The sequence below is a fragment of the Streptomyces sp. NPDC049837 genome, from assembly GCF_040674455.1.
Classification (GTDB): domain Bacteria; phylum Actinomycetota; class Actinomycetes; order Streptomycetales; family Streptomycetaceae; genus Streptomyces.
In genome coordinates this window covers 62,821-83,589 of the sequence record NZ_JBFAMP010000001.1, presented here as the reverse complement: position 1 = coordinate 83,589, position 20,769 = coordinate 62,821, and the positions used below count along the sequence as shown (strand labels likewise).

The 20,769-nt window shown below is 73.0% G+C and carries 19 protein-coding genes and 1 pseudogene; 12 read left to right on the top strand and 8 right to left on the bottom strand.

Annotation, left to right across the window (positions count from 1 at the left end; all coding sequences use genetic code 11):
- Positions 1–8: 8 nt before the first annotated feature.
- A complete protein-coding gene (locus AB0J57_RS00400) occupies positions 9–1,166 on the top strand; it encodes a hypothetical protein (RefSeq protein WP_366125667.1) in 1,158 nt (385 codons plus the stop codon).
- Between the two features lie 71 nt (positions 1,167–1,237).
- Positions 1,238–2,464 carry a DUF6236 family protein gene (locus AB0J57_RS00395; protein WP_366125666.1) on the top strand — a complete coding sequence of 409 codons (1,227 nt, stop codon included), beginning with the start codon at positions 1,238–1,240 and terminating at the stop codon, positions 2,462–2,464.
- Positions 2,465–3,012: 548 nt separating this feature from the next.
- Here the strand turns inward: AB0J57_RS00395 and AB0J57_RS00390 are convergent.
- Positions 3,013–3,363, bottom strand: a pseudogene (locus AB0J57_RS00390) (ATP-binding cassette domain-containing protein); the annotation flags it as partial.
- 231 nt (positions 3,364–3,594) lie between these two features.
- Between AB0J57_RS00390 and AB0J57_RS00385 the strand changes: the two are divergent.
- Positions 3,595–4,038 (top strand): MarR family transcriptional regulator, encoded by a 444-nt coding sequence (locus AB0J57_RS00385; protein WP_366125665.1) that lies wholly within the window; start codon positions 3,595–3,597, stop codon positions 4,036–4,038.
- Between the two features lie 7 nt (positions 4,039–4,045).
- Here the strand turns inward: AB0J57_RS00385 and AB0J57_RS00380 are convergent, their stop codons facing one another.
- Positions 4,046–4,585: a hypothetical protein gene (locus tag AB0J57_RS00380; RefSeq protein WP_366125664.1), complete on the bottom strand. Its 540-nt coding sequence runs from the start codon at positions 4,583–4,585 to the stop codon at positions 4,046–4,048.
- Between the two features lie 166 nt (positions 4,586–4,751).
- On the opposite strand from AB0J57_RS00380, the gene AB0J57_RS00375 reads away from it, so the two are divergent.
- Positions 4,752–9,458 (top strand): hypothetical protein, encoded by a 4,707-nt coding sequence (locus tag AB0J57_RS00375; protein ID WP_366125663.1) that lies wholly within the window; start codon positions 4,752–4,754, stop codon positions 9,456–9,458.
- Positions 9,459–9,492: 34 nt separating this feature from the next.
- Here the strand turns inward: AB0J57_RS00375 and AB0J57_RS00370 are convergent, their stop codons facing one another.
- The 3 genes from AB0J57_RS00370 to AB0J57_RS00360 all read right to left on the bottom strand — a co-directional run bounded on the left by AB0J57_RS00370 (position 9,493) and on the right by AB0J57_RS00360 (position 11,332).
- Complete coding sequence (locus tag AB0J57_RS00370; protein WP_366125662.1) at positions 9,493–10,158, bottom strand: class I SAM-dependent methyltransferase; 666 nt, start codon at positions 10,156–10,158, stop codon at positions 9,493–9,495.
- A gap of 95 nt (positions 10,159–10,253) precedes the next feature.
- The gene (locus AB0J57_RS00365; RefSeq protein WP_366125661.1) at positions 10,254–10,994 is read right to left on the bottom strand and encodes a cation transporter; all 741 of its coding nucleotides are present in this window, start codon (positions 10,992–10,994) and stop codon (positions 10,254–10,256) included.
- Between the two features lie 2 nt (positions 10,995–10,996).
- On the bottom strand, positions 10,997–11,332 hold the full coding sequence (locus AB0J57_RS00360) for a metalloregulator ArsR/SmtB family transcription factor (protein ID WP_366125660.1): 336 nt from the start codon (positions 11,330–11,332) through the stop codon (positions 10,997–10,999).
- 211 nt (positions 11,333–11,543) lie between these two features.
- On the opposite strand from AB0J57_RS00360, the gene AB0J57_RS00355 reads away from it, so the two are divergent.
- The 5 genes from AB0J57_RS00355 to AB0J57_RS00335 all read left to right on the top strand — a co-directional run bounded on the left by AB0J57_RS00355 (position 11,544) and on the right by AB0J57_RS00335 (position 16,246).
- Entirely contained in the window at positions 11,544–11,984 is a 441-nt protein-coding gene (locus AB0J57_RS00355; protein ID WP_366125659.1) for a hypothetical protein, read from the top strand.
- Between the two features lie 229 nt (positions 11,985–12,213).
- Positions 12,214–12,705: a hypothetical protein gene (locus AB0J57_RS00350; protein ID WP_366125658.1), complete on the top strand. Its 492-nt coding sequence runs from the start codon at positions 12,214–12,216 to the stop codon at positions 12,703–12,705.
- Positions 12,706–12,762: 57 nt separating this feature from the next.
- Positions 12,763–13,878, top strand: a complete 1,116-nt coding sequence (locus AB0J57_RS00345; protein WP_366125657.1) for a PLP-dependent cysteine synthase family protein — start codon at positions 12,763–12,765, stop codon at positions 13,876–13,878.
- A gap of 53 nt (positions 13,879–13,931) precedes the next feature.
- Positions 13,932–15,155, top strand: coding sequence for an MFS transporter (locus tag AB0J57_RS00340; RefSeq protein ID WP_366126424.1), 1,224 nt, complete (start codon positions 13,932–13,934; stop codon positions 15,153–15,155).
- 197 nt (positions 15,156–15,352) lie between these two features.
- Positions 15,353–16,246 (top strand): ATP-grasp domain-containing protein, encoded by an 894-nt coding sequence (locus AB0J57_RS00335; protein WP_366125656.1) that lies wholly within the window; start codon positions 15,353–15,355, stop codon positions 16,244–16,246.
- Positions 16,247–16,340: 94 nt separating this feature from the next.
- On the opposite strand, the gene AB0J57_RS00330 is transcribed toward AB0J57_RS00335, so the two are convergent.
- Positions 16,341–16,706 carry an MmcQ/YjbR family DNA-binding protein gene (locus AB0J57_RS00330; protein ID WP_366125655.1) on the bottom strand — a complete coding sequence of 122 codons (366 nt, stop codon included), beginning with the start codon at positions 16,704–16,706 and terminating at the stop codon, positions 16,341–16,343.
- A gap of 98 nt (positions 16,707–16,804) precedes the next feature.
- Here AB0J57_RS00330 and AB0J57_RS00325 point away from each other — a divergent pair, with 98 nt between their 5' ends.
- Together AB0J57_RS00325 and AB0J57_RS00320 are read left to right on the top strand one after the other, a co-directional pair.
- Positions 16,805–17,716, top strand: a complete 912-nt coding sequence (locus AB0J57_RS00325) for an aminoglycoside phosphotransferase family protein (RefSeq protein ID WP_366125654.1) — start codon at positions 16,805–16,807, stop codon at positions 17,714–17,716.
- Between the two features lie 33 nt (positions 17,717–17,749).
- On the top strand, positions 17,750–18,451 hold the full coding sequence (locus AB0J57_RS00320; protein ID WP_366125653.1) for a VOC family protein: 702 nt from the start codon (positions 17,750–17,752) through the stop codon (positions 18,449–18,451).
- Here AB0J57_RS00320 and AB0J57_RS00315 read toward each other — a convergent pair.
- Positions 18,448–18,666 (bottom strand): hypothetical protein, encoded by a 219-nt coding sequence (locus tag AB0J57_RS00315; protein WP_366125652.1) that lies wholly within the window; start codon positions 18,664–18,666, stop codon positions 18,448–18,450. The two genes, AB0J57_RS00320 and AB0J57_RS00315, sit on opposite strands and share 4 nt — an antisense overlap.
- Before the next feature lie 6 nt (positions 18,667–18,672).
- Complete coding sequence (locus tag AB0J57_RS00310) at positions 18,673–19,203, bottom strand: GNAT family N-acetyltransferase (protein ID WP_366125651.1); 531 nt, start codon at positions 19,201–19,203, stop codon at positions 18,673–18,675.
- Positions 19,204–19,483: 280 nt separating this feature from the next.
- On the opposite strand from AB0J57_RS00310, the gene AB0J57_RS00305 reads away from it, so the two are divergent.
- Positions 19,484–20,626, top strand: a complete 1,143-nt coding sequence (locus AB0J57_RS00305) for a penicillin-binding transpeptidase domain-containing protein (protein WP_366125650.1) — start codon at positions 19,484–19,486, stop codon at positions 20,624–20,626.
- The last annotated feature ends 143 nt before the right edge of the window (positions 20,627–20,769 follow it).

The window sequence follows — 20,769 nt, the reverse complement described above, 5'->3', positions numbered from 1 at the left end:
GGAACTCCATGGCAGTAGCCCGACGGCTGAGCCGCTTCGTGGAATGGCCGGACCTGTGTGACAGTGGCACGGTCGGCGGCGACAGAACCTTCTTCACGGGCACGAACGTTGCCACGCGCATGGCCCAGTTGCGCCGAGCCATCCATGAGATCCGTACGAACTGGGACCGGTACCCGGTATATATGGCCGAATTGGGAAAGCATATGGAACGGGACCTCTCCCGTGCCGCGGAGCCCCTCCCTGACCAGGACCGGGAATTGATCCACGCGCTTCTTTCCAGCGTGAAGGAATGGGCTGACCGCCGGCCCTCACCGGGCGAGAACGTGGACGAGTACAGCGCGATCCGGCTCTACACCTCCGAGCCGGGCTACCGTCGGATCTTCAGCACGATCAATACGGCGTTCCGCCGGGACGGCCTGGTCGATGACCCGAAGGGCCTGCGGAGCGCCGCATTTCTGGTCGAGCTGTTGAGCATCGACCTGTTCAACTACCGATATCACCACCCGCATGTGGATAACTTCGAGGGTGTGGTCCACCGCGGGATGTGCGTCACCGAGCGGCAACTCGCCGAGCTCGCTCGGATCGCCGCGGGACCGGTGAGCTCGCGATACCTCTCCATCCCTCTCGGGATGGCATCCGCCAGCGTCGACCGCGACCGTGCCATGGCCTTCGCGCGGGAGCAGGCGAGGAGGAATCCGGATCTCATTCCGCTGATCTGGAAAATCCAGGTGTGCGGCCTTACGGGCGATCAGCTCGAAATGTACCGGTCGCATTTCCCCCTCAGCACCGTCACCTCGGTGTGTGCGGTCCCGATCGACGAGCTGTCCGAGTACGCCTACGAGCGGGAGGTCCTGCTACGCGGTCCCTTCTTCCAGCTCTTGCGGCTCACGGAGGACATGGACGGCGTCGGGACGGGAAACGGGCGGGCCCACACCATCGAGGCGATCATGCTGAACAGCAACCGGGACCACGTCAGCACCGTCGCATCCGACGAAGGAGAAGACCGGCGGGCCAGGGACATGTTCCGTTCCCTGGTCACCGTACGCCGCGCCACATGGTGCGAACGGTACGCGCACGACCACGGCATGAGCGAAGACGCCGCCGCGTACCGGAGGCTCCTCGTCGAGGCCATGACCGCGCTCGAAGCGCAGCTCGGCCACGCCTGACTCCCCGCGAGCACCGCACCCCCATCTCACCTCACTGACGAGCGCCATGGCCCTGTGGCCGAGGAGGAAGTGTGTCGACGCCCGAACCCCCGACCGCGACGCACCGCAGGTACGGGCTCTACTACCCGTACTTCAACGTCCGGGACGAGCGGTGGCTCAAGGTGGCAGCCCTGTACTGGCCTCGTATCGTACGGATCGTTCCGGAGGACTACGCGACAAGGGACTCCGAGACCGTGAGGGTCCTGACCGGTGAACTCGGCTTCGTCGAGCGTGCCGCGCCGGGAAGGTCGGTGGCGTCGGTGGCTCCGCGTCTGCTGGAGCTTCTCGCGGGGCACGCGCCCGAACTGCGACGCCGCTTCGGCGTCCGGCCGCAGGACGTGCACGGCGCCCTCCAGTGCACCTGGCTGACAACGGACCCGGTGGGGGAGCGACGGCCTCTGGGCGCCCTCCACACCGAGCAGATACTGCCGGCGGTGGCCGATGCGCTGGTCGAGGCGGGGCTGGCAGTCAAGGGGCGTATCGACCTCTCGCACGAGGCCGACCTGCGCTGGCTCGTCATGGACGAGAGCCTGGTTTCTCTATACTCGACCTTGCTGTCGCAGGACTTCGCCGCCGCGAACCAGCTACGCCTGACGACGGACAAGCCCGATGCCTACGCACTCACCCACGAGTGGACGGCGCCGGCCATGGCCGCCGCGCTGCTGGACCGGCCGGCGCCGGGTACGGACGGTTCCGATCCGGAACTGGCCGAGCAGCTCGCCGTCCTCGCGCTGCGCCTCGTCGTCCCCGCGGACATGGATCGCGTACCGGTGCGGAGGATCGTGGAGCTGCGCCGACGGCACGGTGCGGCATTCCTCGATTTCGGCCGGACCATCGATGAGACAGCGGCCGAGCTGTGCACCCTCGCGGAGATCGCGGACCCGCACACCCGGCAGCAGTACCTGGAGGACGAGATCCACGCCAGGTTCGCGCTGCCCCTCGAAGAACTTAGGCGCTGCCTGCGGGACCTGAGCCTGGACGCGGCGACAATGGCGATCAACGTCAAAACGCAGATCCCGGCTGCCCTCGCGGTGGCCGGCGGTGCCTGGCTGGCGGGCCAGCAGGCGGCAGCGGGCACGGCCGCCGTCGCCCTCGGCCTGGTGACCGTCCGCCGCAACGTACGACAAGAACGGGAAGCAGCCGTGCGGGCGGCGAGACCCGTGAGTTTCCTCCTGCACACCCAGGGCGCGCTCAGCGAAAGGCGATTGCTGTCGCAGACGCTCCACCGCATCGGTCGCATCGCCGGCACCCACCCGTGACCGGGGGTGCCGGGCCAGCGACCAGCGGCGGATCATGGCGTCGCACGAAAGGACAGCCCCGAGTGAGGGCGCTTGTCCGGCCCCCTGTGTCCGGACAAGCGCCCTCGCCGGCTCAGGCCGTGGCCTCCCGCCTGCTCCTGCGCGGCTTCCAGCCCGGCTTGGGGACGACTCGATGAGGCGGCGCGTGTACGCGTCCGCCGGGTGGTCCCGGATATCCGCGACCGGGCCGTGTTCGACGACCTTGCCCACCCGCATGACCAGGACGTCGTCACTGACGTGCTGGACGGCGCCGAGGTCGTGGGTGATGAACAGCAGCGCCGTTCCCGTGCCCGCCCGGATGTGGGCGAGGAGGCCCGGGATCTGGGTCTGGATCGACACGTCCAGCGCCGCGATGGCCTCGTCGAGGGTCAGGACGTGTGGTTCGGCGGCCAGCGCGCGGGCGATGGCGACGCGTTGGCGCTGACCGCCCGACAACGCCTTGGGCGGGACCGGGTCTGCCGGTCATCCAGGCCCACCATGGCGAACAGTTCCGCGACCCGGTCCCGCAAAGCGTTCCCCCGCAGCGGCCGGTGCAGCAGCACGGCCTCGGTGACGGTGTCGCGCACCCGCTGTCGCCGGTCGAGGGAGGAGTAGGGGTCCTGGAACACCATCTGGATCCGCCGGCCCCGAGCCCGCCGCTCACCCGGCCGTACGCGCCCCGGCCGGCGTTCGTCGCCCGCCATGACGATCCGCCCTCCGCCGGGCGTCTCCAGCCCCGCGACCATGCGCGCGGTGGTCGTATTGCCGGACCCCGACTCGCCGACGACCGCAAGCGATCCTTGCTCGGGAAGGGTGAACGTGACGTCGTCGACGGCGACGAAGGCACCGTCGACCTTGCGCAGGTTGGCCACCTCAAGCATGCCTGCCGGCCTCCCCGGGCGAGCGCGTGTGGGGGAAGTGGCAGGCCACCGTGGAACCGCCGGTGCCGACGGAACGCGGCCGCTCCACGGTGGAGGACCCCGCCTTCCGGACGGCCGAGCGGGCGGCCCGGGCCGCCCGCGCCGGCGTCGACGCGCTCGTGGACGACTGACCGCCGCCGGGAGGCCGGTTCGGTCACGGCTATGCTCGAACCCCCCGCACTCCGAGGAGCCATGACCACCCCCGCACGGAACCTTCCCCAGTTGCTGATCGAGGCCAAGCGCTGGTTCGACGACGCGTTGCAGGCCGGCATGCTGGCCGCGGGCGAGCGGCCGGTGACCGCCGCACAGGGCATGGTGTTCGCCACCCTGGACGACGAGGGCACCAGCATCTCCGAGCTCGCCCGCCGCATCGGGGTCACCCGGCAGACCGTCCACCAGGCCGTCCACGGCCTGATCGACATGGGCCTGCTGGAACAGGTCCCCGACCCTTCCTCCGCCCGAAGCCGCCTGATCCGTACCACCGCCGAAGGTGTCCGCGTTCACCGCCGCGCCCTGGCCACGCTCGCCGTCCTCGAAGACCACCTCGCGCGGCGCATCGGCGAGGACGCCGTCACCGCGCTGCGCGACGCCCTGACCGCCCCCTGGGGAGAACCGCCCCAGGTGCGGGCGCCCTGAACGGCGGCTACCCGAGGCCGGACACCCGGAAGACCGCCTGCGCCGTCTCACTGTCGATACGCTCCGACAGTTGGCGCATGGAGTTCCCTCCGCACAGCAGCAGACCGGCGGCGAGGCACGCGCGGGCGTCCTCGTCGACCACCCGCCACAGCGGCGGATTGGCGACCAGCACCCGCGGGTCCAGCTCGACACGGCCGCCTTCCGCGTCCCGCAGGATCAGCCGCTGCGCCACGCCGCCGGACCGGCGCACCGACACCAGGCGGTCGGTGCGCACGCTCCGCTCGCACAGCACGCCCCGCGAGACCAGGCGGCCCGCCTGGGCGGACACCCTCGGCGGTGTGAGCACCACGAGCAGCAGCACGGCGAGTGCGGCCCACAGCGCGGCACGCCACCACGTCAGGCTTCCCGCACCCGCGTCGATCACCAGCAACAGCCCCAGCAGCGTCGCCGCGCAGACGCACGCGAAACGAGCGTCGGCGCCCCAACCGTCGTCCCGCACCACCGGTGCGTGGTACTGGCCGGGCCCGACGTCACCGATACGTCCCATGGCAGTGACCGTAGGGCCGGGCGCACCCGCCGTCGTCGTGCTTGACGCACCACTGACGTGTTCTGTGCGGTCCGTTGACGGCCGTGGGCCCCGGGCCCTGTGTCGCACACCGCGCGGGCCCCGCGGGCCGGGGGCACTGTCAGTGGCCCGTGCGAGGATGCTTGACATGATCGTCGAGCTGCCCCGGAAGCCCATCTGCTCCTCCCTGTACGTCGATTGGGTCCTGGCCCGTGACCCCGGGGCCGAGCCCGCGGCGCGGGAGCTGCTGCGCGCGGCGGGGGGTGAGCTGCCCCGGGCGTACGAGAAGCCGGGGCGGTTCCTGGACGGGATGGCGATACGGGCCCGGCAGTTGCCGCCCGCGCACCGGCCGTGGTTCTGGGACACCGTGGGCCACTGGCTGTCCGCCGCCGTGCGCTCACCGCGCCACGCCGGGCGTGCCTACGCGGAGGCCCGCGAGGCCGAGCGGGACCACGCCCTCACGGTCGACGCCGAATTCCACCGGGCCAACACCCTGCTGTTCGCCCGCGCCGGCGCGCTGCCCGCCAAGGAGCTGACGATGTATCAGCGATGGCTCACGGACAGCCTCCCGCCCAAGGAGGCGCACGAGGAGTACGTACGGCTGCTGACCACGTGGGCGGCGTCCCCCGGCGATCTCCCGGCCGACCTGGCGCGGCGCGTGCGGGCGTCGGCGCGGGCGGCGGGGCTGGGCACCGACGAGGAGGCCCGCGTCCTCGGCGCGGTCCTCGCCCGGGCGCACGGCAAGGCCGTCCCCGACTCGCTGCTGGACGCGGCGGCGGCCGTCCTGACCGAGCACCCGCAGGGCGACGAGGTGAACGCCGCCCTGCTCGGTCTCTTCCCCGCCTCGAAGAGCGACGCGGCCGCCTGGCTGCGCCTGCTGACGGGCTCCGGCGCCGCCGAGGCGCTCGGCGCCGGCCGGATCGTCCCCGAAGGCGGACACGCCGCCTGGCTGGGCCGGTTCGCCGGCGACTACGCCTTCCGTCCGTCGGGCGGCGGCATCGTGCGCCAGCCGATGCCACCGGAGCTGTTCGCGTTCGTGACGCTGCTCGCCCCCCGGCTGCGCGCGGCGGGCGAACCGGTCACCCTGCACAAGAGCAAGTGGCGGTGGACCGGCCTGGACGCCGACCTGCTCGACGCCTGCCTCGCCGAGGGCATCCCCGTCGAGGACCCGGGCGGCCGCGTCGGGCTGGAGTTCTGGGGCGACCGGTCCCGCCGCGACCTCAAGGCCCTCGCCAAGGACCCCGTCTTCGGGCAACGCCTGGAAGGCACCGTCCACGAGGAGCTGCTCCACGGCCGCTTCTCCGGCTCCCGCACGCCCGGCACGGCGATCACCCGCCTGCCCGAGAACTCGGGCATTGCCGCCGAGGTGCACCGCCGGGTCAACGGGCTGCTCGACGCCCTGCGCGGCGGCGGACTGGGCGCCGCCGACGAGGCCGTCGACGAACTGGCCACCCTGCTCGACCGGCCCACCACGACCGCGCTGGACGGCATCGAGGAGGCCCTGGCCGCGCTCGACCTGGTGGGGCCGCTGACCCGCTCCCTCCGCGCCGGGCTCCCGGAGGAGCTGGGCTGGCCGGCCCTCGACGACGTCCTGGCCGAATTCGACCGGTCGGGCGACGAGGTCGCGGGCGTGACCTGCACCTGGCCGGTGCTGACCGTGTACGGCCGCACCCGGGCCGTCGCCGTCGACCACGCCGGGCGACGGGGCTCCTGCGCCTTCCCCGTTCCGGACGACGCCACCACGCACTCCGTGCACTTCGCCGGCGGGCGGTTCCTCGTCGGCTGGAACAGCACGAAGGCCGGATACGCCGAGCACGCCTTCTGGGCCGACCGTCCCGAGGACGTCTTCGCACCCGACGACGTCCTCGGTCTCATCCCCTATGGAGGGTCGATCAAGGGCGGTCTGGGCTTCCAGTTCGAGAGCGCCGACGGCGGCGGCCGCCACGACGGGGAGCGCGTCCTGCGCCCCGGCGGCCGGGAGGGCATCGGCAAGTTCGAACTCCAGATGTCCGACGGACACCGGACGTGGAGCGCCCGGACGTTCACCGACGGCTGGGCCCGCCTCGACCCGGCGACCGGCGCCCGTACGGACGACACCGCCCTGCCCGGGTTCCACACCTCAGGTGAAATCCCCGGCGGACACGCCTTGTTCGACCGGGCCTGCACCCTGGCGCCGCTGCCACCGGGCGCCCCCGCCTCCCCGCTCGGCCAAGCGGGGAACCTGGTGGGCTGCCGGGTGCTCCACCGCACGGACCACCGTACCCATGCCCCCGCCGACTTCCTCCTGCAAGGCATCGACGGCCGGAGCGCCACCTACCGCGTCTCACGGCAGGGCCAGGAGCCCTGGGGCATCATCCGCATGCCCGAGGGCGGCGAGGACGGCGTACTCGCCGAGGAGGCGAGCATCCGCTGCCACGCCTCCGAGGACGGCTCCCTGCTCTGGGAGGTGGACGGCTTCCCCGCCCCCGACGTCCCCCGGTACAAGACAGCCCGCCGCTCCCACGCCGGCACCCCCTTCCCGCCGCCCGCCTTCTGGCACTTCCTCACCCCGCGCGACCCCGCCTCCTCCACCGCCCTGCGGGCACTGACCGACACGGAGGCGCAAGCGCTCCTCGCCGACCCCGAACGGGTCCCGGCGGGGGTGACCGACCCGCGGATCGCGGCCGGCGTGCGGCGGGCCGCCCGACTGGCGGCGGACGTGCTGCGCCGCCGCCAGGAGCTGTCCCGGCGCGTCGGCATCATGCGGTCCGGGCCCGCCGTGCGGCTGCCCGCACCCGTTCCCGACACCGAGCTGGTACCGGCGCTCTGGGGCCTCCTGCCGGCGTTCCGCGCCCACAGCGACCAGCGCGACCCGCAGCCCTACCCGGCCACCCTCACCGCGGTCGCCGCCGACGGCGCCTTCCTGCGCGGTGAACTGGACGACGAGATCCGGCGACTGGCCCCGGACTCGCCGCCGTTCGACTGGAGCGTGCTGCTCGGCCACATCGACGCGGCGGCCTGGCGCGCGGCCGTGGCCCTCACGGACGACGCCGAGCGGGCCGCGCTCAAGGCGCTGCTGAGGACCTGGGCCGACCAGCCCTTCGCCGTACGGGGCAGCGCCTGGCGCACCGGCCGGGCGCCCCTGGCCTCCCTGGGCGCCGACGGCCTGCGGGCCGCCGTCTCCGGCCCGCCCAACTGGCAGCGCACGGTGCGTTTCGTCCAGCCGGCGGACGCCCCCGTCCCCGAGGGGGCCACCGAGGGAGAGCCCAGGCGCGCGGGCGAGGAGCCCGGGGCGGCGATACGGGTCACCATCGACCGCGACGACGCCGGCCGCCTGATCCGGTTCCTCGGCCTGCTCGACGCCCACGGCCCCGTACCGGTGCCCCCGGAGGCGGTCCTCGCCTTCAGCCGCCGCACCGGAGCCCGGCGGTCCCTCGCGACGCTCGTCCTGGCCGGGCTTCCGCGCCGCATGGGCTACGACGACCACAAGAAGCTGCTGCGCTCGGCGCCCTACAAGGCGGACAAGGACGTCACCTCGCAGTACGACGGGCTGCCCTACACCATCGGACCGTCCGGCGGTGGAGCGATCCTGGCGGCCGGAATCCCCGACGACCCGGCCGAACTGTGGGCGGACGGCGGCATGGTGCGGGCCGCCGAGCGGATGGCCGACGTGTGGAACCGCCTGGTCGGCCGGCGCCCGTACGCCGACGAGGACCTGGCGCTCGGCCTGGAGGGCGACCTGGGGCTCGGCACCGATTGGGCCCAGCGGCTCTCCGCCCCCGGCGGGGGAGAGGAGACCGACGGCGTCCCGCCGGAGCCGGACGGGCGGGAGCCTGGCGCCCCGAGGACCGACGGGCCGCAGCCGGACGCCCCGAGGACCGACGGGCCGCAGCCGGACGGGACCGGGCCGCGCTACGTCCTCGCAGGCGGCAGCACCGGCGGCCTGAACCTCCACCGGGCCGCGTACGACGGCAGCGCCCGGGACGTCATCCGGCCCTCGGACCTGCCCCACACCCAGCCCGCCACCGTCCTGGCCTGGCTCCTGACCGAGCGCCCGGTCGGCGACCCGGCACAGGCGCATGCCCGCGCACTCCATGCTGAGGTGCTGCGCGCGCTGAACGCCCCGGGCATGCGCGTCCCGGTCGGCTGGAACGCCGAACTGGCCCGCACGGCACCCACCGACCCCGCGTTCCGGCGGTACGAAGGCCCGGTGCTGCCGTGCCCGTGGTCCGACTACGGCCGGAACAATGCCTCGCTGGCGTACGACGACGGCTGCCTCGTCGTCGCCGTACCGGGCAAGGACACGTTCATCCGCCCGTCCGGGCTGGCCACGCGCCGCAAGGACACCCCGGCGGAAGAGGCGGCGCGCCGCATCGAGGTGCTGTACGGGGAGGACGGCGGCCTGGCCCGGATGCTGCGGCGGGCCGCGCACACCCCGGTGCCGCCAGGCGCGTACGAGGCGAACCCGAGGCTCAGCGTCCCCGCACTGGTGGCCGAGGTCTCGGGCGTCCTCTCCGTGGGGCCGGACGCCGCAGCGCTGTACCTCCAGTTGCTGGCCCTCGCGCGGCCGACGGACCAGAACGTACGCCGCTGGAACGGCTGGACGGCGGCCCGCCACAAGAAGGCCCAGGCCGAGCTGGCAGCCGCCGGCGCGATCGAGACGGGCAAGCGCTCCCGCGCGGGCCGGACGGCGTTCATACCGGGGCCGTGGACCGAACTCAAGGCGCCGCACCTGCCCCTGGAGACGGCGAAGCTCCCCCTCCACCTGGCCACCACGTCCGACGGCACCACCGTCCAAGGCCCGTTCACCCGCCTCCTGCCACCCCTGCCGGTGCCCGGACTCTTCGCCCAGGCCTGGGCGGAGGCCCACGGATAGGGGCCGGTGCGGTATGGGCCGGTGCGGGCAGTGGTCACCGTGGCAGCGTCTGGGTGACGCGCCAGAGGCGGCGGGGCAGTTCGCCCTCCTCGAAGGCGTGGACGTCGTCCAGCGACCAGCCCTCCGCGAGGGCGTCGACCAGGTCGCGGGGGAAGAAGTGCACGGCGAAGCCGCCGTGCTCGTAGATGTCGTCACCGTGGGCGGTGCCGGTTCCGTAGTGGGCGTCGCCGGTGTGCCGCACGGTGTAGAGGAAGGTGCCGCCCGGCCGCAGGACGCGCCGCACCTCGGCCACCAGGTCCTGGATCTCCCGGGTGGACAGCGCCATGCACAGCAGCATGTGGGCGAAGACCGCGTCCACGGAGCCGTCCGCCATCGGCAACGGATCGCGCACGTCGTGCACGGTGGTGGTCACCCGCTCGTGGAGGTGCCGGGCGCGGGCGGCGTCCCGCAACTGTTCGAGCCCGGTGGCGGAGAAATCGGTGGCGTGGACGGTGAACCCCTCGCGGGCGAAGTACAGGGCATCCCGGCCGTGCCCGGCGCCCAGCTCCAGCACGTCCGCCGCGCCGGCCGCACGGAATACCCGGGCGGCGTGGACGGCCGGGGCGGAGGGCTGTTCGCCGTACATGGCGGGGTGTGACGCGTACGTGCCCTGCCAGTGCTGCTGCTGCGCCCGCGCCAGGTCCTGCTCGCTGTCCGACATGTCGCCGGCCTTTCTCCTCCTGGCCGCTGCCGCGCGGCCGTGGCACCAGTGTGCCTCGGTGCCACCACCGCTCACGCCCTGGCCAGGACGGCAGGTCAGCAGCAGGCGCAACCGGCCGCGCAGCCGCACGCGTCCCCGGCCGTCCCGGGGACGGCCTTCCCGGGCGCGGCCGCCGTCGGGGCCGCCGTCGTCGGGGCGGCGGGCACGGCGCAGCAGCCGTCGCCGCGCCACGCGTCCCGCCCTTCCTTGACCGCCACGGCGGCGATGACGAGCGCGGCGACCGGGTCGGCCCATGACCAGCCGAGGGCGGCGTTGGCGACGAGGCCGGTCAGCAGCACGGCGGACAGGTAGGTGCACAGCAGGGTCTGCTTGGAGTCGGCCACCGCGGATGCCGACCCGAGCTTCCGCCCGGCCCGGCGCTGCGCGGCGGACAGGAACGGCATCACCGCCAGCGACAGCGCGGCCAGCACGATGCCCGGGACCGAGCTGTCGGCCTCTCCGCTGTGCGCCAGCGCGCGGACGGAGTCCACGGCCACATAGGCGGCCAGGGCGAAGAACGAGACCGCGATGATCCGCAGGGTCCTCTGCTCGCGGGCCTCACGGACGGCGTGATCGCGGGCGGAGAACTGCCACGCGACGGCGGCGGCCGAGGACACCTCGATGACGGAGTCGAGTCCGAAGCCGACCAGCGCCGTCGATGAGGCGATGGTGCCCGCGGTGATCGCGACGACGGCCTCGATGACGTTGTAGGCGATCGTGGCGGCGACGAGCAGGCGTATCCGGCGGGTGAGCGCGTCGCGCTGCGCCGGCGAGGGACCGAGGGATATCGCGGCCATGCTCAGCAGCAGCCCTTCTCGGTGGCGTCCGGGCAGGTGCGGTCCGCTTCGACGGCGACGACGGCGGTGCGCAGCTCGTCCAGCACGCGTCCGAGCCGCTCGTCGGCCAGTTCGTAGCGGGCGCGGCGGCCCACGGGCACGGCCACGACGAGGCCGCAGTCCCGCAGGCAGGCCAGGTGGTTCGACAGCCGGGTGCGGGAGATCCCAAGCCGGTCGGCGAGGTCGGACGGGTGCGCCGGCGCCTCGCGCAACGCCAGGAGCAGACGGCAACGGATCGGGTCGGCGAGCGCGCGGCCGAACCGCGCCATCACCTCGACCTCGGTGGCAAGTGTCAGCACGCCGCAATAGTACACGGATTCCTGAATTCAGGGACTACTGAACCAACCTCCAAGCCGGCCGCCGGTGCGAGGCCGCCTGCAACGACCTCCTTGTCTCCCTCGGCTGACGACCCGTACACCCGCTCCCGACCCGCGTCGGCCGGCGAGCCTTTCACGCCATGTTCGGCGTCCTGGCGGCGGAACCGGCCGGTCGTGCCATTAGGATCACGGCATGGTCACGGCCTGGTCGTCTCCCCGTATGTCGCGGGCCCGCTCCTCGGCGGGTCCGTTGCGCATGCTGTGGGTGGCGCTCACGCTGTTCGCCTTCGTCTACGCGCACGGTGTGAGCGCCGAAGGCACCACGGCGCACCTCGACCCGACCGCTGTCACCACCACCACGACGGTGACACCGGCCGAGTCCCTGCACGACCACACGGCCCAGGACCCGCCCGCCGGTCACCACGAGGGCGATCACGGCCCCTCCCACGCGGCGCAGGAGTGCGTGCCCGGCCAGCCGCAGCAGCCACCGGCCCTCGACGCGCCGACTGCCTGTGTCCTCTCCGGCGAAGGCGCGCCCACGGCGCTGAGCCCCGCTCCCGTTCCGTTCGGTGACGTGGCGTCGGCCAGGCAGTCGCCGGGCGCGTCCATAAGAGCCACCGTTCTCCAGATCTAGGATCCGGCGACACTTCGCCGGCCATCGACTCCCGGGCAGCCCCGCGCGGCTGCGGGCTCGATGCGACCGGCTGTCGCCGCGACCGCCCTGCCCGGGCGTGTGCGTCCACACGCCTTACGGAGGCGGTTTCCCGCGGCGTTGCTCCGACACTGCCCGCCCCGCCCGCCGTTGCGCCGCGCCCACCCCGTGGTGCGCCCGCGGTATGTGACGGCCGCCCCGCGGAGGAACCGTGCCCTCGCCTTCCCGTACTCACCCGCCCTCAGCCCTGCCCGCGCGGTACCGCCCGCTCGCCCTGCCCGCGCGGCACTGGCTGCTCGTCCTGCCCGCGTCGTACCGGCTGCTCGCCCTGCTCCTCTGCGGACTGCTCCTGATGGCGCTCGGCTGCGGACACCTGCCGCACCCGCCCGCTCAGGACCACGGTCCGTCCTCCACGACTCTTACGGCCCCCACCGCCCTTGTGGCCCACGGCAGCCGGCCCGCCACCGCGCGGGTGCCGCGCGCCGAGACGCCCCCGCACTCCTGCTCGCCGGCCGACGCGCACGTGGAGCCGGTCGTGTTGCGTCCGCCGGGGCGCATCCCCGTGTGCGCCGACGCCGTACCCGCAACCACGGCGACGCCCACGGCAGTTGCCGCCGGGCGTGAGAAGCCCGCTTCACCGGAGCCCCGAGGCCCGGCGTCCGGACGCCTCAAACTGTGCTCCCTCTGCCGGTGGCGGACGTAGGGGCGGCGTACGGAACAGCACCCGAACGCCCCCTCACCGACAACGAGAGCGAATCCGATGCAATCTCCGCACACCGCGCCCCGCACCACCTCCCACCCCGGGCCCGGCCAGGCCGCCCTGTCCGTCCTGGTCGGCAAGACCCCTGTCCTGTACGTCAGCGAGCCGTTCGCCCCCGAAGGGCGTGGCTTCTGGGCGAAGCTCGAAGGCTTCAACCCCGGCGGCATCAAGGACCGCCCCGGCCTGTACATGGTCGAACGCGCCCGCGCCCGCGGCGACCTGGAGCCCGGCGCCCGGATCATCGAGTCCACCAGCGGCACCCTCGGCCTCGGGCTCGCCCTGGCCGGCATGGTCCACGGCCACCCGGTCACCCTGGTCACCGACCCGGGCCTGGAGACCTCCATGACCCGGCTGCTCACCGCATACGGTGCCCAGGTCAACGTCGTCTCCGAACCCCACCCCACCGGTGGCTGGCAGCAGGCCCGCCGTGACCGCGTCGCCCAGCTCATGCGCCAGCACCCCGGCTCCTGGTGCCCGGACCAGTACAACAACCCCGACAACACCACCGCGTACACCCCGCTCGCCCTGGAACTCGCCACCGAACTGGCCCACATCGACGTCCTGGTGTGCAGCGTCGGCACCGGAGGCCATTCGGCCGGTGTCTCGCGAGTACTGAAGCAGCTCTACCCCGGTCTGACGCTCGTGGGCGTGGACACCGTCGGCTCCACCATCTTCGGCCAGCCCGCCCGGCCCCGGCTCATGCGGGGGCTCGGGTCCAGCATCTACCCCCGCAACGTCGCCTACGACAGCTTCTCCGAGGTCCACTGGGTCGCCCCGGCCGAAGCGGTGTGGGCCTGCCGGCAGCTCGCCGCCTCCCACTACGCCACCGGCGGCTGGAGCGTCGGCGCGGTAGCCCTGGTGGCCGGCTGGCTCGCCCGCACCCTGCCCGAGGACACCCGCATCGCGGCCATCTTCCCCGACGGGCCACAACGCTATCTCGGCACGGTGTACGACGACGACTACTGCACCGCCCACGGCCTGCTCGACGGCCCGCCCCCGTCCGAACCGGAGGTGATCGGCCGCCTCGACGAGAAGGAGGTCACCCGCTGGACCCGCTGCACGCGTGTCGTCGACCCGCTCACCCTCGGCCGCGACGCGGGGGAGGACGACCGGTGAAGCACCGCACTCTCGCACAGCTCCGCGCCCACGAACGCGGCGTCCAACTGCTGATGGTCAATCAGTTCACCATCAACCTCGGCTTCTACATGCTGATGCCGTACCTCGCCACGCACCTGGCCGGCCCGCTCGGCCTGGCCGGATGGCTGGTCGGGCTGATCCTCGGCGTGCGCAACTTCAGCCAGCAGGGCATGTTCCTGGTCGGCGGCACGCTCGCCGACAGGCTCGGTTACAAGCCGATGATCATCGCCGGGCTGGTGCTGCGCACGGTGGGATTCGCGACCCTCGGACTCGTCGACTCCGTGCCCGCGCTGCTCGCCGCCTCGGCCGCGACCGGCCTGGCCGGCGCGCTGTTCAACCCGGCCAGCCGCGCCTACCTCGCCGCTGCGGCGGGGGAGCGCCGAGTGGAGGCGTTCGCGCTGTTCAACGTCTTCTACCAGGCCGGCGTCCTGCTCGGCCCGCTCGTCGGCATGGTGCTGACGGGCATCGGCTTCCGCGTCACCTGCCTGAGCGCGGCCGGGATCTTCGCGGTGCTGAGCGTCGTGCAGATCCGGGCGCTGCCCCCGCGCCCGGGCAGAGGGCGGCAGGAGAGCGTGCTGTCCCAATGGCGGAGCGTCCTGTCCAACCGGCCGTTCCTGCTGTTCTCCCTCGCCATGATCGGCTCCTACGTGATGTCGTTCCAGGTCTACCTCGCGCTCCCGCTGGAGGTCAGGCGCCTGGGCGGCGAGGGGGACTTCGGCACGGCGGCCGTGGCGGTGCTGTTCGCCGTGTCCGGTCTGAGCACCATCCTCGGCCAGACCCGGGTGACCGCCTGGTGCAAGGCCCGCATGGCACCGGGCCGTGCGCTCGGCTGGGGCCTGCTGGTGATGGGGCTCGCCTTCGTGCCCCTGTTGCCGGCGGCGGCCGTGCCCGTGCCCGACGGCGGGATCGGGCTGTGGCTGCTCGCCGCCGTACCGCCCGCGCTGTCCGCCCTGTTGCTGGCCCTGGGCACGATGATCGCCTACCCGTTCGAGATGGACACCATCGTCCGCCTCTCCGGTGACCGCCTCGTCGCCACCCACTACGGCCTGTACAACACCATCTGCGGCATCGGCATCACCCTCGGCAATCTCCTCACCGGTGCCGCACTCGACGCCGCCCGCGCGGCCGGCCTGTCCGCGCTCCCGTGGACCGCCCTGGCGCTGCTGGGCCTCGCCTGCGCCGGTGCCCTGCACGCCCTCGACCGCACCGGCCGCCTCACCCCATCCCCGCCGACCGCCGAACCCGCCCGGACGTAACGACGCCCCGCGGCCGCCCACCTGCGACGGCCGCCCACCTGCGACGGCCGCCCGGCACCCGACGGTGCCGGACGGCCACGGGCTTCGCACCTTGGCGGGGCGGCCACGCAGTGGGGCACTCCGGACGCGGACGCCGACGCGGACGCGGATCGGTGAGGATCCGTGGTGAGTTGGGCGCGACGGATAGAGTGCCGCACATGGGGGCGACGTTCATCCACTGCGCGGACCCGCTCCGGCCACGGCAGACCGACGGGCACTTCGCGGCCGAGGCGCGCGCTGCTCGCGACCTGGGCCACCCGGTCGCGCTCATCGACCACGACGCCCTGACGGCCGGAGACGTGACCGCCGCCGTGGCGCGGGTCCCGAAGGGACGCCGCACGGCCTGGTACCGCGGCTGGATGCTCACAGCCGGGCAGTACGGCGCCCTGTCCGATGCCTTGGCCGAGCGCGGGGTGACCCTGCTGACCTCACCCCAGGACTACCAGCGGGCCCACGAGCTTCCCGGCTGGTACGAGACGTTCGAACCGGTCACCCCACGCAGCGTGCTGCTCCCCGCCGCGCCCGGCACACCCCCGGCCAGGAACGAACTCACCGCCGCGGCCACCGAACTCGGCGGCGGCCCCGCCGTCGTCAAGGACCATGTGAAGTCCCGCAAGCACGAGTGGCACGAGGCGTGCTTCGTCCCCGACGTGACGGACACGGACCACCTCGCCTCCGTCGTCAGCCGTTTCGTGGGGCTTCAGGGCGACACGCTCACCGGAGGCGTGGTGCTGCGCGCCTTCGAGGACTTCCGCACCACCGCCGGCGAGGCGCGCCTGTGGTGGGTCGACGGCGACCCCGCCCTCCTCACGGCCCACCCCGACTCCCCGGCGCTACGGCCCCAACCCGCCCCCGCCTTCGTGCGCCCACTGGTCGCCGCCCTGGGCTGCCGCTTCGTCACAACGGACCTGGCCCTGCGCGAGGACGGTGCCTGGCGCGTGGTCGAGGTGGGCGACGGCCAGGTCAGCGACCTGCCGGAGGGCACCGACCCCGGACCGCTCCTCAACCGGCTGGCGGGCGCGGCGGGCGTTCCCCGCCGGGGAGGCCGATGACGTCGCTCGCCGGTCGAGGGCCGAGCGCCGCCGCGACTCGCCACGCATACGGCGTCCTCGCCCGGGCCGACGGCGAGCCGCCGGCCGTCGGCGCTCACGCGCCGCTCCCCGCGCCCGGCCGCAGCTCCGGATGTTCCTCGGCCAGCCTGTCCGGCGCCGCCTGTCTCCAGGAGTCGACGAGGATGTCCCGCAGCTCGTCCAGGTCCTCCAGCGCGGCGAGGCGCACCCGGACCCACGCCGAACTCGCCTCGTGCGGCGGCACCCAGAACTTCTCCGGCTCCGCCGCGATCAGCTCCGCCCGCTCGTGCTTCGGGCAGCGCACGGCGAACGATGTCTGGTCGTCGGGGATCGTGACATACATCTTCCCGGCCACCCGGAAGGTGGGGATGCTCCATGCTTCCTTCTCCACCGTCTCGGGGAAGGACATCGCGGTCCGGCGGACGTCATCGGCGTTGATCATGGCCCTTACGGTAGTCACCCCCACTGACACACCGGCGCGACCAGGTTGCCCGCAAAACGTTTGACGCCCGTCGGCGTCGGACGGTCGGATGGAGCCCCATGAGCACAGGGCAGATGCACCCCGGCACGCACCCCATCGACGACGACCTCGTACGGCGGCTGATCGCCGGGCAGTTCCCGCAGTGGGCGGGGCCGGCGGTGGAGCGGTTCGCGTCCGGCGGCACGGTCAACGCCATGTACCGGCTCGGCGAGGACATGGTCGTACGGCTGCCGCTGGTGGAGGGCGGGGCCAACGACGTGGTGATGGAGCGGGAGTGGCTGCCCCGCCTCGCGTCCCGGCTGCCCATGACCGTTCCCGAGGTGCTGGGGGCGGGGGAGCCCGCCGAGGGGTATCCGTGGCCGTGGTCGGTGTACGGGTGGCTGGCGGGGGAGAACCCGAGGCCGGGGGCGCTGAGCGAACCGGTGACGCTGGCCAGGGACTTGGCCGCGTTCGTCGAGGCGATGCGGGGCATCACCCTGCCGGACGCGCCGGCGGCCTACCGCGGCGGTCCGCTCGCCTCGTTCGACGCCTCCACCCGGGCGGCGATCGAGGAGCTGCGCGCGATTGCGGAGGAGGGCGTCGACTGCGACGCCGTGACCGCCGTGTGGGAGGACGCGCTGCGCACCCCTGGCTGGGACGGGCCACCGGTGTGGCTGCACGCCGATCTGATGCCGGGCAACCTGCTGGTGGACCGTGACGGCAGGCTCACCTCGGTGATCGACTTCGGCTGCATGGGCGTGGGCGACCCGGCCTGCGACCTGTTCCCGGCATGGAACCTGCTGCCGGCCGGCGCGCGGGGCGTCTTCCGCGAGGCGCTCGGGGTGGACGACGCGACCTGGAACCGCGGCCGCGGCCGGACGCTCTCCCAGGCGCTGACGGCACTGCCGTACTACCGGAGGACGAACCCCGCGATGGCGAACAACGCCCGGCACGTGATCCGGGCCGTCCTGGCGGAAGCCGAAGCCCGCTAGGAGTACTATTCAATTTTGACTAGACTGGCGGGCATGGGTGAGAAGACCATTCCAATGCTGCCGTGCCGGACCATCCAGCCCGTTCTCGACTTCTACACCGTCCTCGGGTTCGAGGTGACCTTCCAGCAGCGAAGCCCCAATCCGTACGCCGTCGTGGAGCGCGGAGGCATTCAGCTCCACTTCTTCGGGATGAAGCAGTACGAACCGACGGAGTCATACAGCACGTGCTACATCCGCACCGACGACGTCGACGGCCTGCACGAGGTCTTCCGGTCGCGGCTCAAGGCGGCGTACGGAAGAATCCCCACCCGCGGCCTGCCCCGCATTGGGCCGCTGAAGGACACGTCGCACGGCGTACGGCAGTTCCTGGTAACCGATCCGGGCGGCAACTGCCTGCGCATCGGGCAGCCGACGAGTCAGGACCACCACCACCGGCCCGCACCCAAGGAAACCTTTTCCCGAGCCCTGCATCACGCGTCCCTCCTGGCGGACTCGAGGGACGACCCGGCGGGCGCCGCGAAGATCATCGACCGAGTGTTGCGCATGGACGACGAGCAGCCCACGCCCGTGCGGTTGCTTCGCCTCCTCGCGCTCCGTGCGGATGTCGCCAGGCGCCTCGGTGACGAAGAGACCGCGACGTCCATGCTCGCCAGGGCCGCCGCAGTCCACCTCACCGAGCAGGAGCGGGAGTCGGTGCACGACGACCTCAAGCGCCTGGAGGAGCTGCGGAGTTAGGCCCCTATGCCCAGGAGGGCGATCTCCAGGGGGAGCGCGGGGCGTGCCGGGAGGGCGGGTGGCTCCTCTCCCCGGCCCGTGTGCGTGGCCGGGACGGGGCACAGAGCCTTGATGCCGTCAGCGGCCCACTGCGCGTCCGTCGGCGGGAGCGACAGCGTCATACGCCGGCCGTCGGCCAGGGTGCTCTCGATGGTGGTCGGGTCGTTCGCCTGCATGACAGCTCACTTCCGTCGTTCATCCTTGCCATGAAAGACGGTTGTGCGAGGTGAGGAGTTCCCGCCGGGGACGAGCGGTAGTTCCAGGAGTTCCTCGGGGGATTCGAAACCGGACCGCCTCCACAGGGGGCTGCTGCGTTCGGACGGCCAGACGACGAGGGTGTCGAATCCGGCGCCGCGCGCATGCCGTTGCAGCGCTTCAAGGAGCGCCGAGCCGATGCCTCTGTTGCGTTGCGACGGCGTGACGAAGAAGTTCGTCACGTAACCGACCGGGGTGGTGTCGCCGTACGGCTCCGGAATCCGCTCCACCGGACAAAGGAAGACGTGGCCGCAGATGTCCTGTTCCGCCTCCGCGACCCAGGCCAGCCACCGTCCATCCCTGAGCCGGTCGCCGATCCAGCGCTCGGCCTCCTCAAGGGGCCGGGCGGGAGCCGGTGGGCGCCCTTCGTGGTCCTCCTGCTTGAAGGTCCAGCGCAGCTCGGCCAGGAGCCGCGCGTCAGCGGGCCGGGCCCGGCGTACGGTGAAGTCCGCGCTCATGGGCCCGAGTTTGCCAGCCGTACCCCGCCGCCGTAGTGGTCCTGCTCGCCCTGTGCGCCGCGTCCCTGTCCGGCTGCGCGTCCGGTGGGGACGCCGAAGGGCCGCGGCCCCAGGGCGCCGGGAAGCCGTCGGCGTCCCTGCCGTCCCAGGAGGGGCTCGGCAACATCCGGTCGGGGGCCGGGCGGTCACCGGCTCGGAGGCGTCGGGGAACGCGAAGGTCCCGTACCGGCGTACGTACGAGGATGGCGACCTGTACGCGGCCGTCACCGGACACCGGTCCATGGCGTTCGGGAGCGCGGGGCCGGAGAGCATTTACGACGACGTGCTGGGCGCGGGGCCGCTGCACCAGGGGAAGTTGCGCGGCGACGTGGTGACGACCATCGACCCGGCCGTCCAGCGGGCCGCCGCCGAGGGGCTCGGGGGCAACACCGGCGCCGCCGTGGCGGTGGACGTGCGAAGCGACCGCATCGTGGCCCTGATGAGCACTCCCTCGTACGATCCGTCACTCTTCAGCGGCTACAGCACGGATGACGCGGAGGCGTGGAAGGAACTGCACGACGACCAGGACCAGCCGATGCGCAACCGCGCGCTGAGGGAGGCCGTGACACCGGGCCGGGTCTTCCACGTCGTCGTGGCGGCGGCGGCCCTGGAGAAGGGCCTCCAGTCCTCGGTGTCCGCCCCGACCCGCAGCCCGCTCCGCTACACCCCGCCCGGGAGCTCGACCGTCTGGTCGGGCGACGCCGCCCACTGCGAGAACGCCTCCATCAGCACCGCCCTGCGGTACGCGTGCGACAACGTGTTCGCCCGCATGGCGGTCGACCTGGGGCAGGACGCCCTCGCGGATACGGCCCGGGCGTTCGGCTTCGGCGAGGACGCGCCGTTGGACGTGCCGCTGCGCGCGGTGCCGAGCGAGTGGCCCGAGGGCCGGCTGGGTGGGGAACGGCTGGCCGCGGCCGGCAACGGCACCGGTGGTGTCACCGCCACGCCTCTCGTCATGGCCGGCGTGCTCGCGGCCGTGGCCAACGGCGGCGAGCGGATCACCCCCGGGATGGTGAGCCACGTGGTCCGTTCGGACGGCCGCGTGGAGAAGCCGCGGAACGCCGCCGCCCGAGGAGCCCGGGTCCTCGCCCCGGACACGGCGGCACAGTTGCGGGCGGCCCTCGAAGCGGCGCCTCCCCGCGGTACGACGGGCCGTACGGCGGCCCTGGCGGGCCGCGCGGAGGCCGGTGCTGCCTCCTCCGTCGACGCGGCGCCCGCCGCCTGGTCCGTCGCGTTCACCCGAACGACGGAGGGGCGTACCGTCACGCTCGCCGCGCGCGTCGCTGTCCCGGCGGCCGGTGGCGGGAGCTCCGCTGACGCGGAAACGGCCATCCGCGTCACCGAGCGCATGAGCCGCGCGATCACCGGGCTGCCGGCCTCCTGAGCCGAGGGGGCCTTCGGGTCCTTCCCCACAACGGCCGGAGGTCACCAGACCCATCGTAAGGCTCATGTGATAAGAACGGACAAAAGCCCTGGCAGATTCAAACCCTCCCCAAACGGAGCCCTCAGAGAGAACGAGCCCGCGCA